The sequence below is a fragment of the Macrococcus carouselicus genome (assembly GCF_004359515.1).
GTDB classification, from domain to species: Bacteria; Bacillota; Bacilli; order Staphylococcales; family Staphylococcaceae; genus Macrococcus; species Macrococcus carouselicus.
The window spans coordinates 814,347-836,243 of record NZ_SCWD01000001.1 but is presented as its reverse complement, the minus strand read 5'-3'; the positions used below and the strand labels follow the sequence as shown (position 1 = coordinate 836,243).

Sequence of the window (21,897 nt, the reverse complement as noted above, 5' to 3'; positions counted from 1 at the left end):
CAGAAAAGGAGAATGACAAGTGGCAAAACGAGATTATTATGAAGTGCTGGGTCTATCGAAGGGCGCTTCGAAAGATGAAATCAAAAAAGCATACAGAAAACTGTCTAAAAAATATCATCCGGATATCAATAAAGAAGAAGGTGCGGATGAAAAGTTCAAAGAATTATCGGAAGCATATGAAGTACTAAGTGATGATCAGAAAAAAGCACAGTATGATCAGTTCGGTCACGCTGGAATGGGTCAAGGTGCTGGTTTCGGTGGTGGCTTTGAAGGTGGCGGTTTCGGCGGCTTCGAAGATATCTTCAGCTCATTCTTCGGAGGCGGGGCCAGACGAGATCCGAATTCACCACGTAAAGGTAATGATCTGCAGTACCAGATGGATATTGACTTTGAGGAAGCCGTTTTCGGTGCAGATAAGGAGGTCAAAGTCCGTAAAGAAGTCGTATGTGAGACATGTGACGGCTCTGGTGCAAAGCCAGGTACAGAAGTCAAAAGATGTTCAACATGTCACGGCCGGGGTCAGGTCGGCGTCGAACAGGAAACACCATTTGGACGCATTCGTACAGAACGGACATGCCCGGATTGTCAGGGTACTGGTAAAGAATATGAAGAGAGATGTCCGGACTGTCATGGTTCAGGTGTAAGAGTGAAAGATGTAACGATTGAAGTGAAAGTACCGGCAGGTGTTGACAATGGGCAGCAGATCCGTGTGGCGGGCCATGGTGAACCAGGTATCAACGGTGGACCTGCAGGGGATCTGTATGTTGTATTCCGTGTATCTGACCATGCTGACTTTGAGCGTGACGGCGATGATATCTTCTATGATCTTAACCTGTCATTTGCGCAGGCTGCACTCGGTGATGAGGTCGAAGTACCGACCCTTGAAGGCCGCGTCAAACTGACGATTCCTTCCGGCACACAGACTGGTAAACGTTTCCGTCTGAAAGACAAAGGTGTGCGCAATGTCCATGGTTACGGCAAAGGTGACCAGTATGTCACTGTCAACGTTGTGACACCTACTAAGATGACCGATCGTCAGATAGACTTACTGCGTGAATTCGCCGAAATCGACGGCGAGGAACTGAATGAACAGAACGATAACTTCTTCGAAAAAACGAGACGCTTCTTCAGAGGAGAATAAAGATGGATTATAAAGAGATTACGCTGATGATCAATCACGAAGTGGAGCCTTTCATAGCAGATATCCTGAATGAATTAGGTGCTAACGGTATTGTCATCGAGGACAGTCTGGAACTGCAGAAAGGCCGCATAGAGACTTTCGGTGAAATCTATGAGCTGAATCCCGCTGACTATCCTGATCAGGATGTGCGCGTGAAATGTTACTACAGCCAGTTTGATTACAACGACAGACTTCTGACGGAGATTGAGCAGGCAGTTTACTCCCTGCATGACGTTGAAGTCACGCGTTTCGAAATTTCGACAGCGGCTATCAAGGACGCGGACTGGGAGAATGAGTGGAAGAATCATTTTCACGCCTTCAAAGCTTCAGAGAAATTCACGGTTGTCCCGAGCTGGGAAGATTATCAGGCAGAGGATGATGAGGAAGTCATTCAGCTGGATCCAGGGATGGCTTTCGGTACAGGTGACCATGCAACGACATCCATGTGTCTGCGTTTAGTGGAACAGTACGTGAAGCCGGGGATGTCTGTCATCGATGTCGGTACGGGTTCAGGTATCTTAAGTATTGCAGCTCACCGCATGGGCGCGGCGCCTATCCGTGCTGTAGATTTGGATAAGGTCGCTGTCAGAGTGGCAGAGGAGAACTTTGCAATCAATCACTGTCAGGACGCGATTGAAACAGATACAGGCAACCTGCTGGTCTGTGAAACAGAAACGCGGGATGTCGTCATTGCGAATATACTCGCCCATATCGTTGACCTGATGGTAGATGATGCCTTCAACCTGCTGAATGAAGATGGACTGTTCATCGCTTCAGGCATCATCGACGAGAAGGAAAAGCTGATTACTGACCATATGATAGCTGCAGGCTTTAAAGTAGTTACTGTTATGCGTGAAAAAGGCTGGGTGGCCATCCTTGCCCGGAAGGTGCAGTGATGCAGCGCTATTTTCTCGAAGAGAGAGCAGAAGTCGGCAGTCTGTTCCTCATATCCTCAAAAGACGATGTCCATCATATCAAGAACGTGATGCGGCAGAATGTCGGCGATGAACTGATTATCAATTTCAGCAATGGCAGCTTTAAAGCGGCCATTGCCAGCATGACAGAAGGGATCGAAGTGAAAGTACAGGAAGCGCTCGATCTCTTAACTGAACTACCTGTCCAGATAACAATCGCGAGCGGTATTCTGAAGAATGATAAATATGAATGGATGCTGCAGAAGGCAACAGAACTGGGTGCAGGAGCCTTTATACCGTTTCAGGGTGAGTTCTCAGTGGTTAAGTGGGATGAACGGAAGGCGGACAAACGTCTGGAACGCTTCCGCAAAATCATTAAAGAAGCGGCTGAGCAGAGCTATCGTCAGCATATTCCGGAGATTGATTTTATAGGCGAGCTGAATAATATATCCCGAGATTTCGATCATATCATCATCGCTTACGAAGAAAGTGCGAAGAACCATGAACAGCGCGCCTTGCAGCAGGCACTCAAATCATTCAGACCGGATGACCGTGTGCTGATGGTCTTTGGTCCTGAAGGTGGACTCAGCGAGAAGGAGATCAACCTGCTTGAAGGCGTACAGGTTGGACTCGGACCGCGGATACTACGTGCTGAGACGGCACCGCTGTATGCTTTGTCAGCTGTGAGTTATCACCTTGAGCTGCTTGAGCAGTAAGACAGGATTCCGAGGAATCCTGTCTTTTTAATTATCTCCTCTTGATTTTAATGTATAATAAATAGTAAAATGTTAAGGTTATCGAAAAGCTGTATGAATTTATAAACAAGTAATCAGAAGTAAAGAGGTGGACTCTATGTCAACAGTTGCATTCCATACATTAGGCTGTAAAGTCAATCATTATGAGACAGAAGCCATCTGGCAGTTATTCAAGGACGCCGGTTACGACCGCGTTGACTTTGAGACCAATGCTGATGTCTATGTCATTAATACATGTACCGTCACCAACACAGGCGATAAGAAAAGCCGGCAGGTCATCCGCCGTGCGATCCGTCGCAATCCGGATGCGGTTATCTGCGTGACAGGCTGCTACGCGCAGACCTCTTCTGCTGAAATCATGGATATCCCGGGTGTGGATATCGTGGTCGGCACGCAGGACCGCAATAAGATGCTGCCTTATATTGAAGCCTATAAAAGTGTGCGTCAGCCGATCAACGGCGTGACAAACATCATGAAAAACCGAACTTATGAAGAGCTTGATGTACCTTATTTCACGGATAGAACGCGTGCATCCCTGAAGATTCAGGAAGGCTGTAATAACTTCTGTACATTCTGTATCATCCCTTGGGCACGTGGACTGATGCGTTCGCGTGATCCGCAGGAAGTCGTGAGACAGGCGACTCAGCTCGTGGATTCAGGCTACCAGGAAATCGTTCTGACGGGTATTCACACTGGTGGCTACGGTGAAGATTTAAAGAATTACAATTTAGCGCAGTTACTCCGGGATCTCGAGACGATTCAAGGACTTAAACGTATCCGTATTTCTTCAATTGAAGCAAGTCAGCTGACGGATGAAGTGATTGATGTCATTGATAAGAGTACAAAGGTTGTTCGGCATCTGCATATTCCGCTTCAATCAGGCAGTGACACAGTCCTGAAACGGATGCGCCGTAAATATACGATGGCTCATTTCTCAGAACGGCTGACTAAACTGCATGCGATCATGCCTGGACTTGCGGTGACGAGTGATGTCATCGTCGGTTTCCCGGGAGAGACTGAAGAGGAGTTTATGGAGACTTATCACTTCATTGAAGCGCATAAATTCTCTGAGCTGCATGTCTTTCCTTATTCTATGCGTACCGGTACTCCGGCAGCACGGATGACCGACCAGATTGATGAAGCTGTCAAAAATGATCGTGTCCATCGTTTAATCAGCCTTTCTGATCAGCTGGCGAAAGAATATGCAAGCAGGTTCGAAGGTGAAGTACTGGAAGTCATTCCAGAGGAGAAAGGTTCCGAGAATGGTCAGCTGATCGGTTACTCTGATAACTATCTGAAAGTGCAGTTTGAAGGCAGTGAAGATCTGATCGGTGAGATCGTCAAGGTTAAAGTGACCGAAGCCGGTTATCCGGTCAACCATGGACAGTTGGTTAAAGTGCTGCCGAAATCAAGACCTGCAGCAATGGCTGGTAAATAAATTCACTATTGACCAGTTAAATCTCTTATATTATAATATTTGAGTACATAGACTTATGCTATGTCTTAATTAGTTCCGTTGATATTTGGAGGGAGGGAAATTTAATGTCTAAAACTGTTGTTCGTAAAAACGAATCTATTGAAGATGCGCTGCGTCGTTTCAAGCGTACAGTTTCTAAAAGTGGTACGATTCAAGATGCGCGTAAACATGAATTCTACGAAAAACCAAGTGTTAAACGTAAGAAGAAATCAGAAGCAGCACGTAAACGCAAATTCAAATAATGTTTGAACTCCCTCAGATATTATTATAGATGAGCACAGGCTTATGCCTGTGCTTTTTTATTTACCTTAAAGTTTTCTTAATTCGTGATGTAAAAGGTTAAAGATATTACCACTTCATGTATAATAAGGATATGGAGGTGACAAGTTTGACACTGTCGTCCTATGAGATGATGTTATTTTTCTTGATGAGCGTTATTTTTTTAACTGCAGTTGCTCAGCTGTATGCTCCGCGCTTTACTGTTTTTGGCTTTATCCTCATACTGGCCAGTCTCGGCTTTGTAGTCCTGACAGGTGTGACAGGCGACCTGGAAATGATTTCGGTGCTTCTTTTTACCGCAGGTGTTGTACTCATGATACTGGAGTTATTTGTTGTGGGTGCCGTTCTGGGAATACTGGGCGCGCTGATGGTTATGGGAAGCTTTCTCCTGATCGGTGAGAATATTTCAAGAATGGCTGTGTTTCTCGCAATTAGTTTGATACTTACAGCAATAGAATGGGTGATAGTGGTGAAGTTCTTTAAAAAGAAGATTCCTTTATTCAGAAATGTGATTCTGACAGACTCAACGTCAAAGGAAGCCGGTTATTCATCTCATGACGACCGAAGCCATCTTGTCGGCCAGAACGCTTTGACGCTGACGCCGCTGCGACCGTCCGGTATCATTGTATTTGACGGCAAGCGGATTGATGCGGTCAGTGAAGGCGCATTTATTGAGAAGGACCGGGAAGTGACCATTATTTTTGTTGAAGGAACAAGAGTAGTAGTAAGAACATTATAATTGGAGGAGTGAACAAGATGGAATTAATCGCTTTACTTGTGATTGCTGGCATTATTCTGGTATTTCTGATGATTTTATTTACATTCGTCCCTGTGGGATTATGGATTTCAGCATTAGCTGCCGGTGTTAAAGTCGGCATCGGCACATTAGTCGGTATGAGACTGCGTCGTGTTTCGCCGAGACGTGTCATTGACCCGCTGATCAAAGCGCATAAAGCAGGTCTGCAGCTCACCACGAATCAGCTGGAGTCCCACTATTTAGCGGGTGGTAACGTCGACCGGGTAGTCGACGCTATTATCGCGGCTCAGCGTGCGGATATCAATCTGCCGTTCGAGCGAGGGGCAGCTATTGATCTTGCCGGTCGTGATGTGCTGGAAGCAGTACAGATGTCGGTTAATCCGAAGGTCATTGAGACGCCGTTCATTGCGGGGGTCGCGATGAACGGAATCGAAGTGAAGGCGAAGGCCCGTATCACAGTGCGTGCCAACATCGAGCGTCTTGTCGGTGGGGCAGGTGAAGAAACAATCGTTGCCCGTGTCGGTGAGGGGATTGTCTCTACCATCGGTTCAAGTCGGTCACATACGTCCGTATTAGAGAACCCGGATATGATCTCTCAGACAGTTCTCGGCAAGGGTCTGGATTCAGGTACAGCGTTTGAAATCCTGTCGATCGATATCGCGGATGTGGATATCGGTAAGAATATCGGTGCCGATCTGCAGACAGAACAGGCGATGGCCGATAAGAACATCGCTCAGGCGAAAGCTGAAGAACGTCGTGCGATGGCCGTGGCACAGGAACAGGAAATGAAGGCCCGCGTTCAGGAAATGAGAGCGAAAGTTGTGGAAGCAGAGGCTGAAGTGCCGCTTGCCATGGCAAAAGCCCTCCAGGAAGGCAATATCGGTGTGATGGATTACTACAATCTGAAGAACATTGAGTCTGATACAGGCATGCGTAATGCCATCAACAAACTGACGGACCAGAGTGAGCCGGCGCCACGCAGAAAGTAGGGGGACCTGAATGTCTATCGGTACAATCGTATTTATTATCGGTATCATTATTACAGTGGGACAGTCTTTATGGGAGAAAAAGAAAAAAGATGACACTGAAGGACCGGTCATCCGTAAGGTCAGGGATTTCGAGCAGCGTGTTCAGACGAATATAGAACGCCTCGAACAGCGCACGACGCTTGACAGGGCTGCGGTGACGCCTGGAGAGAAGACACCTACTGTAAGTCCCCGTGCTGAACGGACTGAGAAAGTTCAGCCGAAAAAACAGGATAAAATTGAGCGGGTGCTGACTGACACACATCTGACCGAACAGCAGAAAGCCCAGCGGTTGGCTGCTATCAAAGAGCAGGATCTGACTGAAGATGCTGGCTTTACATTTGATATCACGAATGAGAATTTAGTTCATGGACTGATTATGGCAGAACTGTTATCTCCGCCAAAATCAAAGCGATAAGAGAGCCGTGCTCTCTTATTTTTTTATGCTAAAATAAAGTGAAGAGGTGAGAATATGAAGTTTCAAAGCCAGATTAATCCGTTGTTTAAGATGATCAGTCTGATACTTGTCTGTCTGCTTATATTCTATTACTTCATCAGTTCCACTCTATTGTTTTCAGTCACATTTCTGCTGACTTGTCTGTTACTTGTCATGCTGCTCAGGGAATACTATAGAATCAGCACAGTTCTGGAAGTGCATCGAGGTCTCAGTCGTATCGATATCGATATCATGCAGATAGAGATGCTGAATGTCGCACTCTATGGCAGTAGACCTGGTGTTGAATTATATTCTGGAGATAAGGACCGGATAGTAGTATTCCCGGTTGAAACGGAACGGTTTGTCAGCATGCTGCTGCATATCAATCCTGATATCTATTTTCAGAATCAGCAGAACCTGGATGCGGTAAGATGCAACTTATAGCGTGCTGTGGTAAATTTAAGATAATCAATGACAAAGGAGTTTTTGAATGCCACATACAATTGATATAGAAGATGTTAACGAGGCACAGGCACTGTTAGGGAATAACGACGAACATATCACTTATCTTGAAGAGACATTTGATGTCAAGATACATACCCGCGGCAGTCAGGTGACTGTCGACGGAGATGATGACAACGTCGAGAAGGCCGAGGCTGTGATCGTTAACTTATTGAAGGTGATTCAAAAAGGGATGAACATCTCCTTAAAAGATGTCCAGTCAGCTGCGCAGATGGCTGAAAAAGGAACAATCAGCTATCTGACGGATCTCTATGATGAAGAGATCACGAAGGATGCATACGGTAAGTCCATCCGTGCGAAAACGATGGGTCAGCGTCTATACGTCCATCAGATCAAGAAAAATGATCTCGTGTTCGGTATCGGCCCGGCGGGTACAGGTAAGACATTCCTCGCCGTCGTGATGGCTGCAAAGAGTCTGAGGGCCGGCAAGGTCAAGCGGATTGTACTGACGCGTCCTGCGGTGGAGGCGGGGGAATCACTCGGCTTCCTGCCGGGCGACCTGAAGGAAAAGGTCGATCCTTACCTTCGTCCGCTTTATGATGGTCTGCATCATGTGCTGGGAGCTGAGCATACGGCGCGTCTGATTGAACGCGGCGTAATCGAAGTGGCACCTCTTGCCTATATGCGTGGACGCACACTGGACGATGCATTCATCATTCTGGACGAAGCGCAGAATACGACGCACGCACAGATGAAGATGTTTCTGACCCGTCTCGGTTTCGGTTCAAAAATGGTCATCACAGGCGATAAGACCCAGATTGATTTGCCGCAGAACACGAAGAGCGGTCTGGTGGAAGCAGAAGCCCGTCTCGGCCATGTGCCGGGAATTGTGATACAGGAATTTGAGGCGAGTGACGTTGTACGTCATCCGCTTGTCGGCAAGATTATTAGAGCATATGAGGGGGAAGAATAATGTTGACAGTTGAATTTATTGATGACAGTCAGACAGTGGATGCCGCCTATCTCCCGGAAGTGGAGGCGCTGCTGCAGTTTGCTGCTGAAGAGGAAGGGATTGTCGATGAGGCTGAAGTCGCTGTGTCCTTTGTGACAGCAGAGGAAATCAGAGCGATCAATCATCAGTACCGTGATAAGGATAGCGTGACAGACGTCATCAGTTTCGCGCTTGAAGAAGGCGAGGATGACTTTCAGGACCCATCTGAAGTGCGTGTACTCGGTGATATCATCATCTGCATCGAACGTGCGCAGGAGCAGGCAGCTGAATATGGGCATTCATTTGAACGCGAGCTCGGTTTTCTGGCTCTGCACGGCCTTCTGCATCTGCTTGGTTATGATCATCTGACAGCAGAAGAGGAAAAGGTCATGTTCGGCCGTCAAGATCAGATTCTATCAGCATATGGGCTGACGCGTGAAGGCTGATGAAGCGGTTCGTTTATCCGCTGCAGGGTTTTCTCACACTGCTGAAAAGAGATGTTAATTTTATCCTGCATCTACTGACAGCGCTGATTGTAATAGGCTTCGGCATGTTTTTCAGGCTGACGACACTCGAGTGGCTGTTTATCATCATCTCCATCTTTTCAGTGCTGATCACGGAAGTGCTGAATACGTCGCTTGAATATGTCGTTGATCTCGTGACAGAGGACTATCATGAGCTGGCCAAGTATGCAAAAGATACTGCCGCATTCGCGGTCGTCCTTGCCAGCATGATGAGTGCACTGATCGGTCTCATTATTTTCTTGCCCTATATTCTGATGCTATTTTATTAAGGAGGAATTAAAATGGAATTTAACCGGGAATGGTTACATGAAGTACGTCACGCGCAGAGCAAAGCTTACACACCTTACTCCAGATTCAACGTAGGGGCCTATCTGCTGGCTAAAGACGGACAGGCTTTTCACGGCTGTAATGTCGAGAATGCGGCATACGGCGAAGCGATCTGTGCTGAAAGAACGGCCCTGGTCTCTGCAATAGCACAGGGGTATAAGCCCGGGGATTTCGCTGCGATTGTTGTGACGACAGATGCGGATGAACCCTCTTCGCCGTGCGGTGCCTGCAGACAAGTGTTAAAAGAACTATGTGACGATGATATGCCTGTCTATATGACAAATCCAGCAGGGGATATCATCGAAAGAACGGTGGCAGAACTACTGCCGCTCGGTTTCTCAGGAAAGGACTTGGATTAATGACAGAATTTAAATCAGGGTTTGTTGCGATCATCGGACGGCCTAACGTAGGTAAATCTACTTTTATGAACAGAGTGCTGGGGCAGAAGGTGGCCATCATGTCCGACAAAGCCCAGACAACAAGAAACAAAGTCCAGGGTGTCCTCACAACAGAGGATGCACAGATCATCTTTATCGATACGCCGGGTATCCATAAGCCGAAACACGTACTCGGTGATTATATGATGAAAGTCGCGAAAAATACACTTCGTGAAGTCGACGCCATTCTTTTTATGATCAATGTAGAAGAGAGTATCGGGCGTGGTGATGAGTTTATAGTTGATATGCTGAAGAACACGAAGACACCGGTCTTTCTCGTCCTGAACAAGATCGATCTGATTCACCCGGATCAGCTGATCAGTGAGATAGAGAAGTATAAGGATCTGCTGCCGTTCGCAGAAATCGTACCGATCTCTGCACTGCAGGGCAATAACGTTGACCGGCTTGTAGAAGTCATCAGCGGCTACTTACCGGCAGGACCGATGTATTATCCTAAGGACCAGATCTCAGATCATCCGGAGCACTTCATTGTCGCTGAGCTCATCCGTGAGAAGGCCCTTCATCTGACCAGTCAGGAAATTCCGCATGCCATCGGTGTCAATGTAGAGAAGATGCTGCGTGAGGATGACGAGAAAGTCAAAGTGGAAGCAACTATCTACGTGGAACGCGATTCCCAGAAAGGGATTGTCATCGGTAAGCAGGGGAAGATGCTGAAGGAAATCGGTATTCGGGCACGTCAGGATATTGAGCGGCTGCTCGGTTCTAAAGTTTATCTGGAGCTGTGGGTTAAAGTGCAGAAAGACTGGCGCAACAAACCGAACTTCATCAGACAGATCGGCTACCGTGAAGACGAGTATTAATGCTGAATAAAGTGAATGGTATCGTCCTGAGACGTGTGCCATACGGTGATTCGCATCTGATTATCACTTTTCTTGCCGAACATGGCCGCAAGATTGCAGTGATGGCGAGAAATGCCAGGAAATCAAAGAAGTTCGGTTCAGCGCTGGACTTATTCTACGAGAACCTGTTTATTTTCTCACAGTTTAGGGGAATGGGCACATTGACGTCGGTGGATACCATCAGCAGCCATTATGTGCTGCGCAGTGACATTCACAGGCTGACTTACGCGCAGTATATCGCTGAACTGATTGACAGAGCGATTGAAGAAGACGAAGAGAATAAATACTGCTATCAGCTCCTGAAGTTTGGGCTGGATAAGATGACGGAAGGGCATCAGCCGGCAGTGGTCGCCCTGATCGTCAGCCTGAAGCTGATGCCGTTATACGGTTATAAACCGAACTTCTATATGAGTGAAGTGGACCAGTCTACTGATGCGAAGACATTCACTGCTTATTCATTTAAATATAACAGTGTGATTACAACTGCCCAGATAGAGCACGACCCGCATGCCATCCGTCTATCTAACCGCAGCCTGTACCTGCTTAATCTGCTTGCGGAACTGCCGCTTGACCAGTTCAGCCATATTGCAATACAGGATGACACGGTCAGAGTCATGGAGCAGCTGGTCTTCAGACTCTATGATGAGTTCACAGGTGTCTATCTGAAATCAAGAAAAATACTGGAACAGCTGAACTGATGACCCATCAGAAAACCGCCGCTATCATTTGATAGCGGCGGTTCTTATTTGGATAAGGTTAAAATTTAACTTTCTCTGCTAAGAAGCTTTTCACTTCTGAAATCGGCATACGGATCTGCTCCATCGTGTCACGGTCGCGGACTGTCACCTGATTATCTTCCAGTGAATCGAAGTCGAACGTGATGCAGTACGGCGTACCGATCTCGTCCTGACGACGGTAACGTTTACCGATCGACTGACTTTCGTCGAAGTCGATATTGAAATCACTGCTTAATTCCTCGAATACTTTTAGCGCGTCCTGGGATAATTTTTTGCTGAGGGGCAGGATGGCTGCTTTATAAGGAGCCAGTGCTGGATGGAACCGCAGGACTGTACGGGTATCATCACCTTCAAGCTGCTCTTCAGTATATGCATCACATAGGAAGGCGAGCGTCACACGGTCAGCACCCAGTGAAGGTTCAATACAGTACGGTACGTATTTCTCATTTGCTTCCTGGTCGTGATAGCTGAAGTCATCGCCTGAATGCTCCATATGTTTCTTCAGGTCAAAGTCAGTACGGCTCGCAATACCCCATAACTCACCCCAGCCGAACGGGAATTTGTATTCGATATCCGTTGTCGCATTTGAGTAGTGAGAGAGTTCATCAGCATCGTGGTCACGGAGACGCATATTCTCTTCGTGCACACCCAAAGTAATCAACCAGTTCGCTGCGAAGTCCTTCCAGTAGTTCTGCCATTCAATTTCAGTGCCTGGTTTACAGAAGAATTCAAGTTCCATCTGTTCGAACTCACGTGTACGGAATGTGAAATTACCTGGTGTGATCTCATTACGGAATGATTTACCGATCTGACCGATACCGAATGGTAATTTTTTGCGCATAGAACGCTGGACATTTTTGTAATTGACGAAGATGCCTTGCGCTGTCTCAGGACGCAGGAAGATTTCATTTGTGGAAGATTCTGTGACACCCTGGAACGTCTTGAACATCAGATTGAACTGGCGAATATCCGTATAGTCGTGCGCCCCACATTCAGGACAGTCGATGTTCTTCTCATCAATCAGACGTTTCATCTCATCGAAGCTCAGGCCGTCTGCTACGAAGCGGTCATCTTCCTGCTGCATGACATCTTCAATCAGTTTGTCAGCACGGTGACGGGCTTTACACTGTTTACAGTCAATCATCGGGTCGTTGAAGTTGGATAAGTGACCACTTGCCTCCCATGTTTTTGGGTTCATCAGGATCGCTGCATCAAGACCCACGTTATAAGGCGACTGCTGGATGAATTTCTGCCACCAGGCTTTTTTAACGTTATTCTTTAATTCGATTCCAAGCGGACCATAGTCCCATGTGTTTGCAAGACCACCGTAGATCTCACTGCCGGGAAAGACAAAGCCACGGTGTTTAGCTAAAGTAACAATCGTTTCCATATTTGTCATAATCATGACCTCCAATTATATTTTCAAGCGGATAAAAAAAGTCCCAAGGCATCATATGCCTTGGGACGAGTATATTTACCCGCGGTTCCACCCAAATTAGTGTTTCCACTCATCTTTGTTATTCATCTGATCAGGCCAAATAATTGTTAAGCTTGCACCATCCTTAACTCGCTTATTAAAAATATAACATGTTTGATGGACCAGAACAATATTTAAGTGAGATTCGTTGTCATTAAGATATTTAAGTCGTATAATACATTTATCTAACTATGTCTACCTGGGGGGTGTTCTATATCGAACTGAATCAACGACAGAACAAGATTCTGCAGATCGTCAAAAACAACGGCCCCATCACAGGTGAAAAAATTGCGGAGCAGCTGAACTTAACACGCGCGACTTTACGACCAGACCTGGCCATTCTGACCATGGCAGGCTTTCTGGATGCAAGGCCACGCGTCGGTTATTTTTATACAGGTAAATCAAGTACTCAGCTGCTGTCAGATTCAATCAAGAAGTTTTACGTCAAGGACTTTCAGTCGCTGCCGTCAGTCATCTCAGAAGACATTTCTGTCTATGAGGCGATTGTCAAAATGTTTATAGATGATGTCGGTACGTTATTTATACTGAATGAGAAAAAAGAGCTTGTCGGTGTCTGTTCCAGAAAAGATCTGCTCCGAGCGACAATGGGCGGCCAGGATATTCATACCACGCCTGTCCATATCATCATGAGCCGCATGCCCAATATTGCTGTTGTCTTTCCGGATGACCTTCTGATATATGCCGCAAATCTGCTGATCGACCGCGAAATTGATTCTCTGCCGGTCGTCATACAGAAAGGGACAGCATTTGAAGTTACTGGCCGCATTACGAAGACAACTATTACCCGTGCTTTTGTAGCACTGATAGAAGATGAATAGGAGAGTAAATATGGATGAAATCAGATTGATTATTGCTTCAGACTCTGTCGGTGAAACAGCAGAACTGGTGACTAAGGCCTGCACTTCACAGTTCAATCAGTTAGGTAAAGCACTGGAAATTGTCAGATTACCTTATATTGAGACAAACGAAAACGTGGATGAAGTGATTGCGATTGCAAGAGAACAGCAGTCTATCGTCATCTATACGCTCGTTAAACCGAAGATAAGAGCATACATGAAGGCACAGCTTGAACAGTATAATCTGGACTACGTTGATATCATGGGACCTTTGATGATGATTCTGACAGAACAGCTGAATGAATCACCGCTCAATGAACCAGGTGTCGTCCATAAGCTGGATGAAGATTACTTCAAGAAGATAGAAGCGATTGAGTTTGCCGTTAAATATGATGATGGACGTGATCCGAGAGGCTTACCGAAGGCTGATATTGTTCTGGTCGGCGTCTCGCGAACATCAAAGACGCCGCTGAGTCAGTATCTTGCACATAAGCGTTTCAAAGTGATGAATGTGCCGCTCGTTCCTGAAGTTGATCCGCCGGGACTACTGTTCGAAATCGATCCGGCAAAATGTATTGCACTGAAGATCGATCCTGAAAAACTGAACGCTATCAGAAAAGAAAGACTGGTGCAGCTCGGGCTGAATGATGACGCAAGTTACGCACAGGATCAGCGGATCCATGCCGAGCTCGAATACTTTGAAAAAATAGTCTCACGGATAGGCTGCCCTGTTATCGATGTCTCCAATAAGGCAATCGAGGAGACAGCGAATGAAATCATTAAGATTGTCACGTCAAACAAAAGCTTTAAGTTATAAGAGGGTGACAAATTGCAGATCAAGCAGGAAATAATTAACGAGATCAGGGAGAAGAATGACATTCTCAGTCTGGTCAGCCAATATGTGAAATTAGAAAAAAGGGGACGAAACTATATCGGTTTATGTCCCTTTCATGATGAAAAAACACCTTCATTTTCCGTCTCGCCTGAAAAGCAGATCTGTCATTGTTTCGGCTGTAAAAAGGGCGGAAATGTTTTTCAGTTTTTAGAGCAGATAGAGAACATCACCTTTGTTGAAGCGGTCAGACGTCTTGGTGAGAATGTGGGCATTGAAGTTGAGTCGGATCAGAAGGTCGTTGTCGCAAATGATAATATGAAGATGATTGAGATGCACGAGCTGCTCAGGGATTATTACCATTATGTGCTGAAGGCGGTCAAGGAAGCGGAACCTGCCCTTCAGTATCTGTATGACCGCGGCTTCACAGAAGAACTCATCAATCAGGAGAAAATCGGTTATAGTCCGGATATCAGCCATTTTGCCAATGATTTTCTTGAAAAAAGAGGCTTTGATAAGGCGCTCGCTTACGAAGCAGGGCTCCTATCAAGAAATGAGGAGAACTTCACCTATTACGACCGGTTCCGTGACCGCATCATGTTTCCAATCAATAATGCACAGGGTCATACGGTCGGTTTTTCCGGCAGAACGTATCAGAACCAGGAGCCTAAATATCTGAACAGTCCTGAAACGCCTATATTTCAGAAGAGACAGCTGCTGTATCATCTTGACATTGCACGGAAAGCAATCCGTAAACAGGATGAAGTGCTCCTGCTTGAAGGCTTCATGGATGTCATCAAAGTAAACGAAGCCGGACTCACGAATGCCATAGCGACCATGGGGACTGCGCTCAGTCGTGAACATCAGCTGCAGCTTAAGAAGCTGGCGGGAAACATCACTTTGATGTTTGATGGCGATAAAGCCGGGATAGAAGCCACTCTTAATGTTGGTGAGACATTGCTCGCTGCCGGCACAAATGTTTATGTTGTACCTTTACGAACCGGTATGGACCCCGATGAGATGATCAAAGCAATGGGCCGTGAAAAGTTTGTGAGTTATGTCAATCACAATAAAATTGCTTTTGTCAGCTACAAAATGCGCCAGATGTCCCGGGAGGTCACCTCAAACGATCTTGTCTATGAACAGAAGCTGAATGAGATACTGCAGGATATCGGACGCGTCAAATCATCTGCCATGCGTAAAAAAATATTGCATGAAGCAAGTGAATTGTTTAAAGTGGACTTTGACAGTCTTAATTTTGAAGTCGCGAAATATGTGCCGCATCGTCATGAAACAGCTGCCCCTGTGCAGAATGTTATCTATTCAAAGCAGGAACGGGCAGAGCGGATTGTACTTAAGCACTTTTTCTCTGATAAGGCCCTATATCATAAGATGTATGATGAAATAACAGATGAACATTTTAAAAAGCCGTCTCATCAGGCGATATATCATGCTCTATCAGGGTATTATGACATAGAGGAACATTTCAGCATCAGCCAGTTTCTTTCTTTTGTTCAGGATCATGCGCATAGTGACGTCATCTCGATTGATAATATGGAGATCAACGAACATCCTTCACTGGATGAGATCAATGACTATCTCTATGTGATACATACTGAACAGAAAGAGCAGCATGAGCTTCAGAATTTGAAGAAGGAACTGAACGAGGCCATTGCAGCAGGTGATATTGATAGGAGAAATCAGCTGCTGCAGCAGATCATTATTTTTAATCGACAGAAGAAACAGTAGTAATACGAGGAGGCAGTGTGTATGGCAAGTAAAAAGAATGTTAAAAGTGTGCCTGATGTGGCATTGACATTAGATCAGATAAAAGCACAGTTAATTGAGACAGGTAAGAAAAATGGTCAGCTCAGCCATGAAGAGATTGCAGATAAACTGCAGAACTTTGAGATGGATGCTGATATGATGGATGAATTCTTCGAGGCCATTGCGGAGAATGATATTTCACTGATCAACGAAAAGGACGCACAGGATACAGATGAAAAATTGAATCTGAGTGATTTATCTGCTCCTCCTGGAGTGAAGATCAATGACCCTGTGCGTATGTATCTGAAAGAAATCGGCCGTGTCAATCTGTTGAGTGCAGCAGAAGAGATAGAGCTTGCTAAACGGATTGAGCAAGGAGATGAGGAAGCGAAAGCACGTCTCGCTGAAGCTAACCTGCGTCTTGTAGTCAGTATCGCTAAACGTTATGTCGGGCGTGGGATGCTGTTCCTTGACCTGATTCAGGAAGGGAATATGGGTCTGATCAAAGCCGTGGAGAAGTTTGATTTCACAAAAGGTTTCAAATTCTCTACTTATGCAACGTGGTGGATCCGTCAGGCTATCACCCGTGCTATAGCTGACCAGGCGAGAACAATTCGTATTCCGGTTCATATGGTAGAGACGATCAATAAACTGATCCGTGTGCAGCGACAGTTACTGCAGGATCTGGGCCGTGACCCGTCACCAGAGGAGATCGGTGAGGAGATGGACCTGCCACCTGAAAAAGTACGTGAAATCCTTAAAATCGCACAGGAACCGGTGTCCCTTGAAACGCCTATCGGTGAAGAGGATGATTCTCATTTAGGTGATTTCATTGAAGATCAGGATGCGCAGAGTCCTGCTGATCACGCAGCTTATGAGCTTCTGAAAGAGCAGCTTGAGGATGTACTGGATACACTGACAGACCGCGAGGAAAATGTGCTGCGTCTGCGCTTTGGTCTGGACGATGGCCGTACCCGTACACTTGAAGAAGTAGGAAAGGTATTTGGTGTGACGCGGGAACGTATTCGCCAGATTGAAGCAAAAGCACTGCGCAAGCTTCGCCATCCATCAAGAAGTAAACGTCTGAAAGACTTTATGGATTAAAAGTTGTGAAAAGACTTTGACAATGTGCTTTTTTAATATAAAATAGATATGTATATGGTCAATATAAAGGGAGGCAAAATCAATGAATCGTAATCCAGTTGTTCCATTCTTATTAATCCTGCTTATGGGCGTAGGTTTAATTTTCTTCATGTCAGCAGAAGGTGCTAACAAAGAAAAAGAAGGTGCTGAAGGCGGAGAAGGTGCAGCGAAGACTGAACAGAAATTCGATGCGGCTGCATTCGCTAAAGATAACTGTACGTCTTGTCATGGACAGAACCTTGAAGGAGCTATGGGTCCTAAATTAGCGGGTATCTCTAAAGATGATGCTGAAGTTAAGAAAATCATCCGTGAAGGTAAAGGCGCAATGCCGGCTCATGACGAATCAGTCATCGCTGACAAAGATTTAGATACGCTTGTTAAATACCTGAAAGACGGCGCAAAATAATAAAAATTAAAAATCTTTTGCTGAGGCAAAAGATTTTTTTGTTAGGAGCATTTTATGATTGGTAATAGATTACTGAAAGTGGCAGAATATGTGAAGGGAGAGCGCATGGCTGATATCGGTTCAGATCATGCATATCTGCCTATTCATTTAGTGAGCAGCGAGCAGATTTCATATGCTGTGGCAGGAGAAATTGTGGACGGCCCGTTCCAGGCGGCTGCTAAGAATGTTGCCAGCCATGGACTCAGTGGACGGATCAGCGTCCGTAAAGGCTCAGGGCTTGAAGTCATTGAGAAGGGAGAAGTGGACTGTATCACCATCTGCGGAATGGGGGGACCTCTGATCAGTGATATCCTTTTGACTGGAAGCAAAAAACTGGCTGACAAACCCCGGCTGATTCTGCAGAGCAATATTCATTCAGCGGCTGTACGCAACGCTTTGATGAAGCTCGGTTATCAGATCATTGCAGAGGATATCATCAAAGAAAAGAAGCATATTTATGAGATTATGGTCGCTGAAGCAGGTGAGATGCAGCTCAGTGACGCGGAGATGAAATTCGGTCCCTATCTGCTCAAGGAACAGAATGAAACCTTCAATGAGAAATGGCAGAAGGAATATCTGCATCTGCAGCGCATCGAGCAGACGATTATAGATAAACCGGCTCAGCAGGAAAAACTGCAGGAGATTGAAGCACAGCTGAAACTTTATCAGGAGGCGATTCATTTTGCGAATCAGAGAATTACTGCAACTGATCAATCATCACATTCCGTTCGCTAAGGCAGAGGACTGGGATAACGTCGGACTACTGATCGGTGATAAAGACAAAGACATTACCGGTATACTGACGACTCTTGACTGTACCCTTGAAGTTGTTAAAGAAGCAGCTGAAAAAAACTGTAATACGATCATTGCTCATCATCCGCTTATTTTCTCAGGTATCAAACGGATTGAGAACACGGGGTACGGGGCAGTCATGCATGCACTGATTAAAAACGATATCAATCTGATCGCCATGCACACCAATCTCGATGCCTATAATCACGGCGTCAGTGCCATGATAGCCGACAAGATAGGAATGACGAACCAGCAGATTCTGCTGCCCGGGCAGCAGGAGATGGCGAAGCTGCAGGTCTTTGTGCCGGAAGCGCATGCGGACGCGCTTAAAAGTGCCTTAAGTGAGGCAGGCGTCGGGCAGATCGGTGACTACAGCGATTGCTTCTTTCAGCTGGAAGGGAAAGGCCAGTTCAAACCGAATGAGCAGGCGAACCCGTTTACCGGCAAGCGGAATAAGCTTGAGATAGTAGATGAGCTGAAGCTTGAGTGTGTCTTCCAGCCTGAGCGTCAGGCTGCAGTTGAAGAAGCGGTGCACGCTGCGCATCCATACGAGGAACCCGCTTATGATATCTATCGCTACAAAGTCAAGGATACGTTTGGAACAGGCATTAAAGGTGAACTTGAAGGCAGTGTCGTGCTGAAGGACTGGCTGCCGGAACTGAAGGCAAAACTGGGTATATCCACATTGAAACTAATCGGGGATATTGAAAAGGAAGTCAGAACAATCGGTATTATCAGCGGAGCAGGTGTAAGTTATGGACAGGATGTCAAGCATCATGATATCGATTTATTCCTGACAGGGGACATCAAATATCACGAAGCACATGACCTGTTGATGATGGGACTGACAACTGCTGATATCGAGCATTATTCTGAAAATGTCATGAAAGAAGGACTGAAAGAACTGCTTGAGTCTTTCACCGATGAACTGAGCATACAGGCTTCGACGGTCTCAACAGACCCTTTTACAGCTATTTAAAAAGACATTCGCCACTCGGCGAATGTCTTTTATAATATCTGAACAGGTTTAGGTTTTTTGATCTTAGGAAGAATCTTCTCTGTTGGAACTGAAGAAGATAGTGGTAATGCACCAGGCGCTGCCGGGTCATATTGAGAGATAAAATCAATGACTTCCTTGACAATCGGCGTCGGTGTTGAGGCTCCTGCTGTGATGGCAACTGTCTTCTTGCCGTCCAGCCATTCAAGATTCAGTTCACTGATGTCTGAGATGCGATAAGCTTCTGTATGGGCGATCTCCTGAGAGACTTGCGCCAGACGGTTTGAGTTATTGCTTTTCGGATCACCGACAACAATCAGAAGATCAGCCTGATCAGCCTGATCAGCCACAGCCTCCTGACGAACCTGAGTCGCAAGACAGATTTCCTTATGCACTTCAATGTGCGGGAATTTCTTCTGCAGTTCAACCATCAAGTGTGAGACATCCCACTGTGACATCGTGGTCTGATTCGTGACAACGAGTTTATAGTCTTTCAGATCTTCGCTCAGTCTGATGATATCCTCCTGGTTCTCAACCAGATGAACGATATCAGGTGCGACACCGACAGCACCTTCCGGTTCCGGATGCCCCTTCTTGCCGATATAGATGACGTGATAACCTTCAGCTTTCTTGCTGCGGATCAGGGCATGTGTATTCTCAACATCCGGGCATGTCGCATCGATACAGACCAGTCCTTTTTCCTTGGCGCGGGCTTTGACTTCAGGTGAGACACCATGAGCCGTGAAGATTACCGTGCCTGAGTCAATCTGTTCCAGGATTTCAAGACGATTAGGTCCGTCAAGCGTGATGATGCCGTCGTTTTCAAATGCGTCGGTGACATGCTTGTTATGAACGATCATGCCGAGTATATATATGGGACGTGGCAGGTTTTTATCGAGTGATGCATTGCGGGCGATGACCATTGCATCCACGACACCGTAACAGTAACCACGTGGCGTTATTTTAATGATATCCATGAGGAAACCTCCTTTTGTTCCTAGTATAGCAAACTTTGGGTAACCAATTAAACTATCTTTAACCGGAACTTTCCGCTATAATACTAAGGATGAAGAAATAAAGGAGGATAACAATGGCTAAACATCCATTTGAAAATTTTGAACTTTCATCTGAATTAATAGAAGCGGTGAAAGATCTTAATTTCGATCAGCCCACTGAAATCCAGAGACGCGTCATTCCGAAGTTAATGAGAGGAATCAACTTAATCGGTCAGTCACAGACGGGGACAGGTAAATCACATTCATTCCTGCTGCCATTAATCGATAAAATTGATGCAGCTGTACATGAACCACAGGTGATCATTTTAGCGCCGACAAGAGAGCTTGCGAAGCAGTTATACGATGCAGCGCAGCACTTACTGTCATTTAAAGAGGGTATCAAGGCAGGGCTGTATATCGGCGGCACAGACAAACAGAAGGATATCCAGAAATCAAGAATTGAACCACAGCTTGTCATCGGTACACCTAACCGTATCAATGATATGGCTAGAGAGAATGCCCTCCATCTGCATCTCGCAAAGTCCATCGTCATCGATGAAGCGGATCTGATGATCGACCTCGGCTTTATGCCGACCGTCGATTTTATCGCCTCACGTTTAGGGGAGGATGCTCAGTTAGCTGTCTTCTCTGCCACTATTCCTAAGGCACTGCATCCGTTCCTGAACAAATATCTGACGCAGCCTGAGTTTGTCGAGATTGACCCGACTGAAAAGACAAATAAAAACATTGAATTCTATCTCGTTCCAACTAAAAGTAACGACAAGAAAGAGAAACTGGTTGAAGTCATGGCAACCATCAATCCGTATCTCTGTATTATCTTCGCGAACAGCCGTGAACGTGCCGATGAAGTCCTGAATCACTTAGCTGAGCAGGGCATCAAGGCAGGCGTCATTCATGGTGGTCTGACGCCACGTGAGCGCGTGCAGCAGATGAAGCGGATCAAGCAGCTCGACTTCCAGTTCGTTGTCGCATCAGACCTTGCCTCCCGCGGAATCGATATTGAAGGGGTCAGCCATGTCATCAACTACGATATCTCTCAGGATATCGACTTCTTTACACACCGCGTCGGTCGTACAGGACGCGGAAACTACAAGGGGACAGCGATCACCCTTTACACACCGGAAGAGGAAGATCTCATCAACCAGATCGAGAAGAAAGGTTTCACATTCATTCATGCGGACACGAAGTCCGGTGAACTGAAGGAGATCAAGGACCGTACACAGCGTTCCGGCCGTAAGAAACAGGAAGACAATATTGAACAGAAACTGAAACATAAAGTGAAGAGCAAGAAAAAAGTGAAGCCTGGCTACAAACGTAAATTCCGTTATGAGCTGGACCAGCTGAAACGTAACGAGAAGAAATCATTTGCGAAGCGACGCAACAAAGAAGCCAGAAAGAAATAGGAGGGAT

At 46.0% G+C, this 21,897-nt stretch carries 25 protein-coding genes; 23 read left to right on the top strand and 2 right to left on the bottom strand.

Annotated elements, in window-relative coordinates:
- Positions 1-19: 19 nt before the first annotated feature.
- The 15 genes from dnaJ to recO all read left to right on the top strand — a co-directional run bounded on the left by dnaJ (position 20) and on the right by recO (position 11,122).
- The gene (gene dnaJ / locus ERX40_RS04225) at positions 20-1,141 is read left to right on the top strand and encodes a molecular chaperone DnaJ (RefSeq protein ID WP_133417246.1); all 1,122 of its coding nucleotides are present in this window, start codon (positions 20-22) and stop codon (positions 1,139-1,141) included.
- 2 nt (positions 1,142-1,143) lie between these two features.
- Positions 1,144-2,076, top strand: coding sequence for a 50S ribosomal protein L11 methyltransferase (gene prmA / locus ERX40_RS04220; protein ID WP_133417245.1), 933 nt, complete (start codon positions 1,144-1,146; stop codon positions 2,074-2,076).
- A complete protein-coding gene (locus ERX40_RS04215) occupies positions 2,076-2,810 on the top strand; it encodes a 16S rRNA (uracil(1498)-N(3))-methyltransferase (RefSeq protein ID WP_133417244.1) in 735 nt (244 codons plus the stop codon). Before prmA ends, ERX40_RS04215 begins: the two co-directional genes overlap by 1 nt.
- A gap of 136 nt (positions 2,811-2,946) precedes the next feature.
- The gene (gene mtaB, locus ERX40_RS04210; RefSeq protein ID WP_133417243.1) at positions 2,947-4,287 is read left to right on the top strand and encodes a tRNA (N(6)-L-threonylcarbamoyladenosine(37)-C(2))-methylthiotransferase MtaB; all 1,341 of its coding nucleotides are present in this window, start codon (positions 2,947-2,949) and stop codon (positions 4,285-4,287) included.
- A 104-nt stretch (positions 4,288-4,391) separates the two neighbouring features.
- Entirely contained in the window at positions 4,392-4,568 is a 177-nt protein-coding gene (gene rpsU, locus ERX40_RS04205) for a 30S ribosomal protein S21 (protein ID WP_133417242.1), read from the top strand.
- Between the two features lie 167 nt (positions 4,569-4,735).
- Positions 4,736-5,344 carry an NfeD family protein gene (locus ERX40_RS04200; RefSeq protein WP_243712907.1) on the top strand — a complete coding sequence of 203 codons (609 nt, stop codon included), beginning with the start codon at positions 4,736-4,738 and terminating at the stop codon, positions 5,342-5,344.
- A 17-nt stretch (positions 5,345-5,361) separates the two neighbouring features.
- Positions 5,362-6,351, top strand: a complete 990-nt coding sequence (gene floA, locus ERX40_RS04195) for a flotillin-like protein FloA (protein ID WP_133417241.1) — start codon at positions 5,362-5,364, stop codon at positions 6,349-6,351.
- Between the two features lie 10 nt (positions 6,352-6,361).
- Positions 6,362-6,805: a hypothetical protein gene (locus ERX40_RS04190; protein ID WP_133417240.1), complete on the top strand. Its 444-nt coding sequence runs from the start codon at positions 6,362-6,364 to the stop codon at positions 6,803-6,805.
- A 54-nt stretch (positions 6,806-6,859) separates the two neighbouring features.
- Positions 6,860-7,267 (top strand): PH domain-containing protein, encoded by a 408-nt coding sequence (locus ERX40_RS04185; RefSeq protein ID WP_133417239.1) that lies wholly within the window; start codon positions 6,860-6,862, stop codon positions 7,265-7,267.
- Positions 7,268-7,313: 46 nt separating this feature from the next.
- The gene (locus ERX40_RS04180) at positions 7,314-8,258 is read left to right on the top strand and encodes a PhoH family protein (RefSeq protein WP_133417238.1); all 945 of its coding nucleotides are present in this window, start codon (positions 7,314-7,316) and stop codon (positions 8,256-8,258) included.
- Positions 8,258-8,722, top strand: a complete 465-nt coding sequence (gene ybeY, locus ERX40_RS04175; protein ID WP_133417237.1) for an rRNA maturation RNase YbeY — start codon at positions 8,258-8,260, stop codon at positions 8,720-8,722. The genes ERX40_RS04180 and ybeY overlap by 1 nt, the downstream gene beginning before the upstream one ends.
- The gene (locus tag ERX40_RS04170) at positions 8,722-9,069 is read left to right on the top strand and encodes a diacylglycerol kinase family protein (protein ID WP_133417236.1); all 348 of its coding nucleotides are present in this window, start codon (positions 8,722-8,724) and stop codon (positions 9,067-9,069) included. The genes ybeY and ERX40_RS04170 overlap by 1 nt, the downstream gene beginning before the upstream one ends.
- A 12-nt stretch (positions 9,070-9,081) precedes the next feature.
- Positions 9,082-9,486 carry a cytidine deaminase gene (cdd, locus tag ERX40_RS04165; RefSeq protein ID WP_133417235.1) on the top strand — a complete coding sequence of 135 codons (405 nt, stop codon included), beginning with the start codon at positions 9,082-9,084 and terminating at the stop codon, positions 9,484-9,486.
- Positions 9,486-10,385, top strand: a complete 900-nt coding sequence (era, locus tag ERX40_RS04160; RefSeq protein ID WP_133417234.1) for a GTPase Era — start codon at positions 9,486-9,488, stop codon at positions 10,383-10,385. The genes cdd and era overlap by 1 nt, the downstream gene beginning before the upstream one ends.
- Positions 10,385-11,122, top strand: a complete 738-nt coding sequence (recO, locus tag ERX40_RS04155; protein WP_133417233.1) for a DNA repair protein RecO — start codon at positions 10,385-10,387, stop codon at positions 11,120-11,122. The genes era and recO overlap by 1 nt, the downstream gene beginning before the upstream one ends.
- Positions 11,123-11,180: 58 nt before the next feature.
- Here the strand turns inward: recO and ERX40_RS04150 are convergent, their stop codons facing one another.
- Positions 11,181-12,563: a glycine--tRNA ligase gene (locus tag ERX40_RS04150; protein ID WP_133417598.1), complete on the bottom strand. Its 1,383-nt coding sequence runs from the start codon at positions 12,561-12,563 to the stop codon at positions 11,181-11,183.
- Between the two features lie 266 nt (positions 12,564-12,829).
- Here ERX40_RS04150 and ccpN point away from each other — a divergent pair, with 266 nt between their 5' ends.
- The 7 genes from ccpN to ERX40_RS04115 all read left to right on the top strand — a co-directional run bounded on the left by ccpN (position 12,830) and on the right by ERX40_RS04115 (position 19,453).
- Complete coding sequence (ccpN, locus tag ERX40_RS04145) at positions 12,830-13,477, top strand: transcriptional regulator CcpN (RefSeq protein WP_133417232.1); 648 nt, start codon at positions 12,830-12,832, stop codon at positions 13,475-13,477.
- A 10-nt stretch (positions 13,478-13,487) separates the two neighbouring features.
- On the top strand, positions 13,488-14,312 hold the full coding sequence (locus ERX40_RS04140; RefSeq protein ID WP_133417231.1) for a pyruvate, water dikinase regulatory protein: 825 nt from the start codon (positions 13,488-13,490) through the stop codon (positions 14,310-14,312).
- Between the two features lie 12 nt (positions 14,313-14,324).
- On the top strand, positions 14,325-16,076 hold the full coding sequence (gene dnaG / locus ERX40_RS04135) for a DNA primase (protein WP_133417230.1): 1,752 nt from the start codon (positions 14,325-14,327) through the stop codon (positions 16,074-16,076).
- Positions 16,077-16,097: 21 nt separating this feature from the next.
- Complete coding sequence (rpoD, locus tag ERX40_RS04130; protein ID WP_133417229.1) at positions 16,098-17,198, top strand: RNA polymerase sigma factor RpoD; 1,101 nt, start codon at positions 16,098-16,100, stop codon at positions 17,196-17,198.
- Between the two features lie 82 nt (positions 17,199-17,280).
- Positions 17,281-17,643 (top strand): c-type cytochrome, encoded by a 363-nt coding sequence (locus ERX40_RS04125; protein WP_133417228.1) that lies wholly within the window; start codon positions 17,281-17,283, stop codon positions 17,641-17,643.
- A 54-nt stretch (positions 17,644-17,697) separates the two neighbouring features.
- Positions 17,698-18,417 carry a tRNA (adenine(22)-N(1))-methyltransferase gene (locus tag ERX40_RS04120; RefSeq protein WP_133417227.1) on the top strand — a complete coding sequence of 240 codons (720 nt, stop codon included), beginning with the start codon at positions 17,698-17,700 and terminating at the stop codon, positions 18,415-18,417.
- On the top strand, positions 18,365-19,453 hold the full coding sequence (locus ERX40_RS04115; RefSeq protein ID WP_165980658.1) for a Nif3-like dinuclear metal center hexameric protein: 1,089 nt from the start codon (positions 18,365-18,367) through the stop codon (positions 19,451-19,453). Before ERX40_RS04120 ends, ERX40_RS04115 begins: the two co-directional genes overlap by 53 nt.
- 29 nt (positions 19,454-19,482) lie before the next feature.
- On the opposite strand, the gene ERX40_RS04110 is transcribed toward ERX40_RS04115, so the two are convergent.
- Positions 19,483-20,448, bottom strand: a complete 966-nt coding sequence (locus ERX40_RS04110; RefSeq protein WP_133417225.1) for a 4-hydroxy-3-methylbut-2-enyl diphosphate reductase — start codon at positions 20,446-20,448, stop codon at positions 19,483-19,485.
- A gap of 113 nt (positions 20,449-20,561) precedes the next feature.
- Here ERX40_RS04110 and ERX40_RS04105 point away from each other — a divergent pair, with 113 nt between their 5' ends.
- Entirely contained in the window at positions 20,562-21,890 is a 1,329-nt protein-coding gene (locus tag ERX40_RS04105; RefSeq protein WP_133417224.1) for a DEAD/DEAH box helicase, read from the top strand.
- Positions 21,891-21,897: the final 7 nt, after the last annotated feature.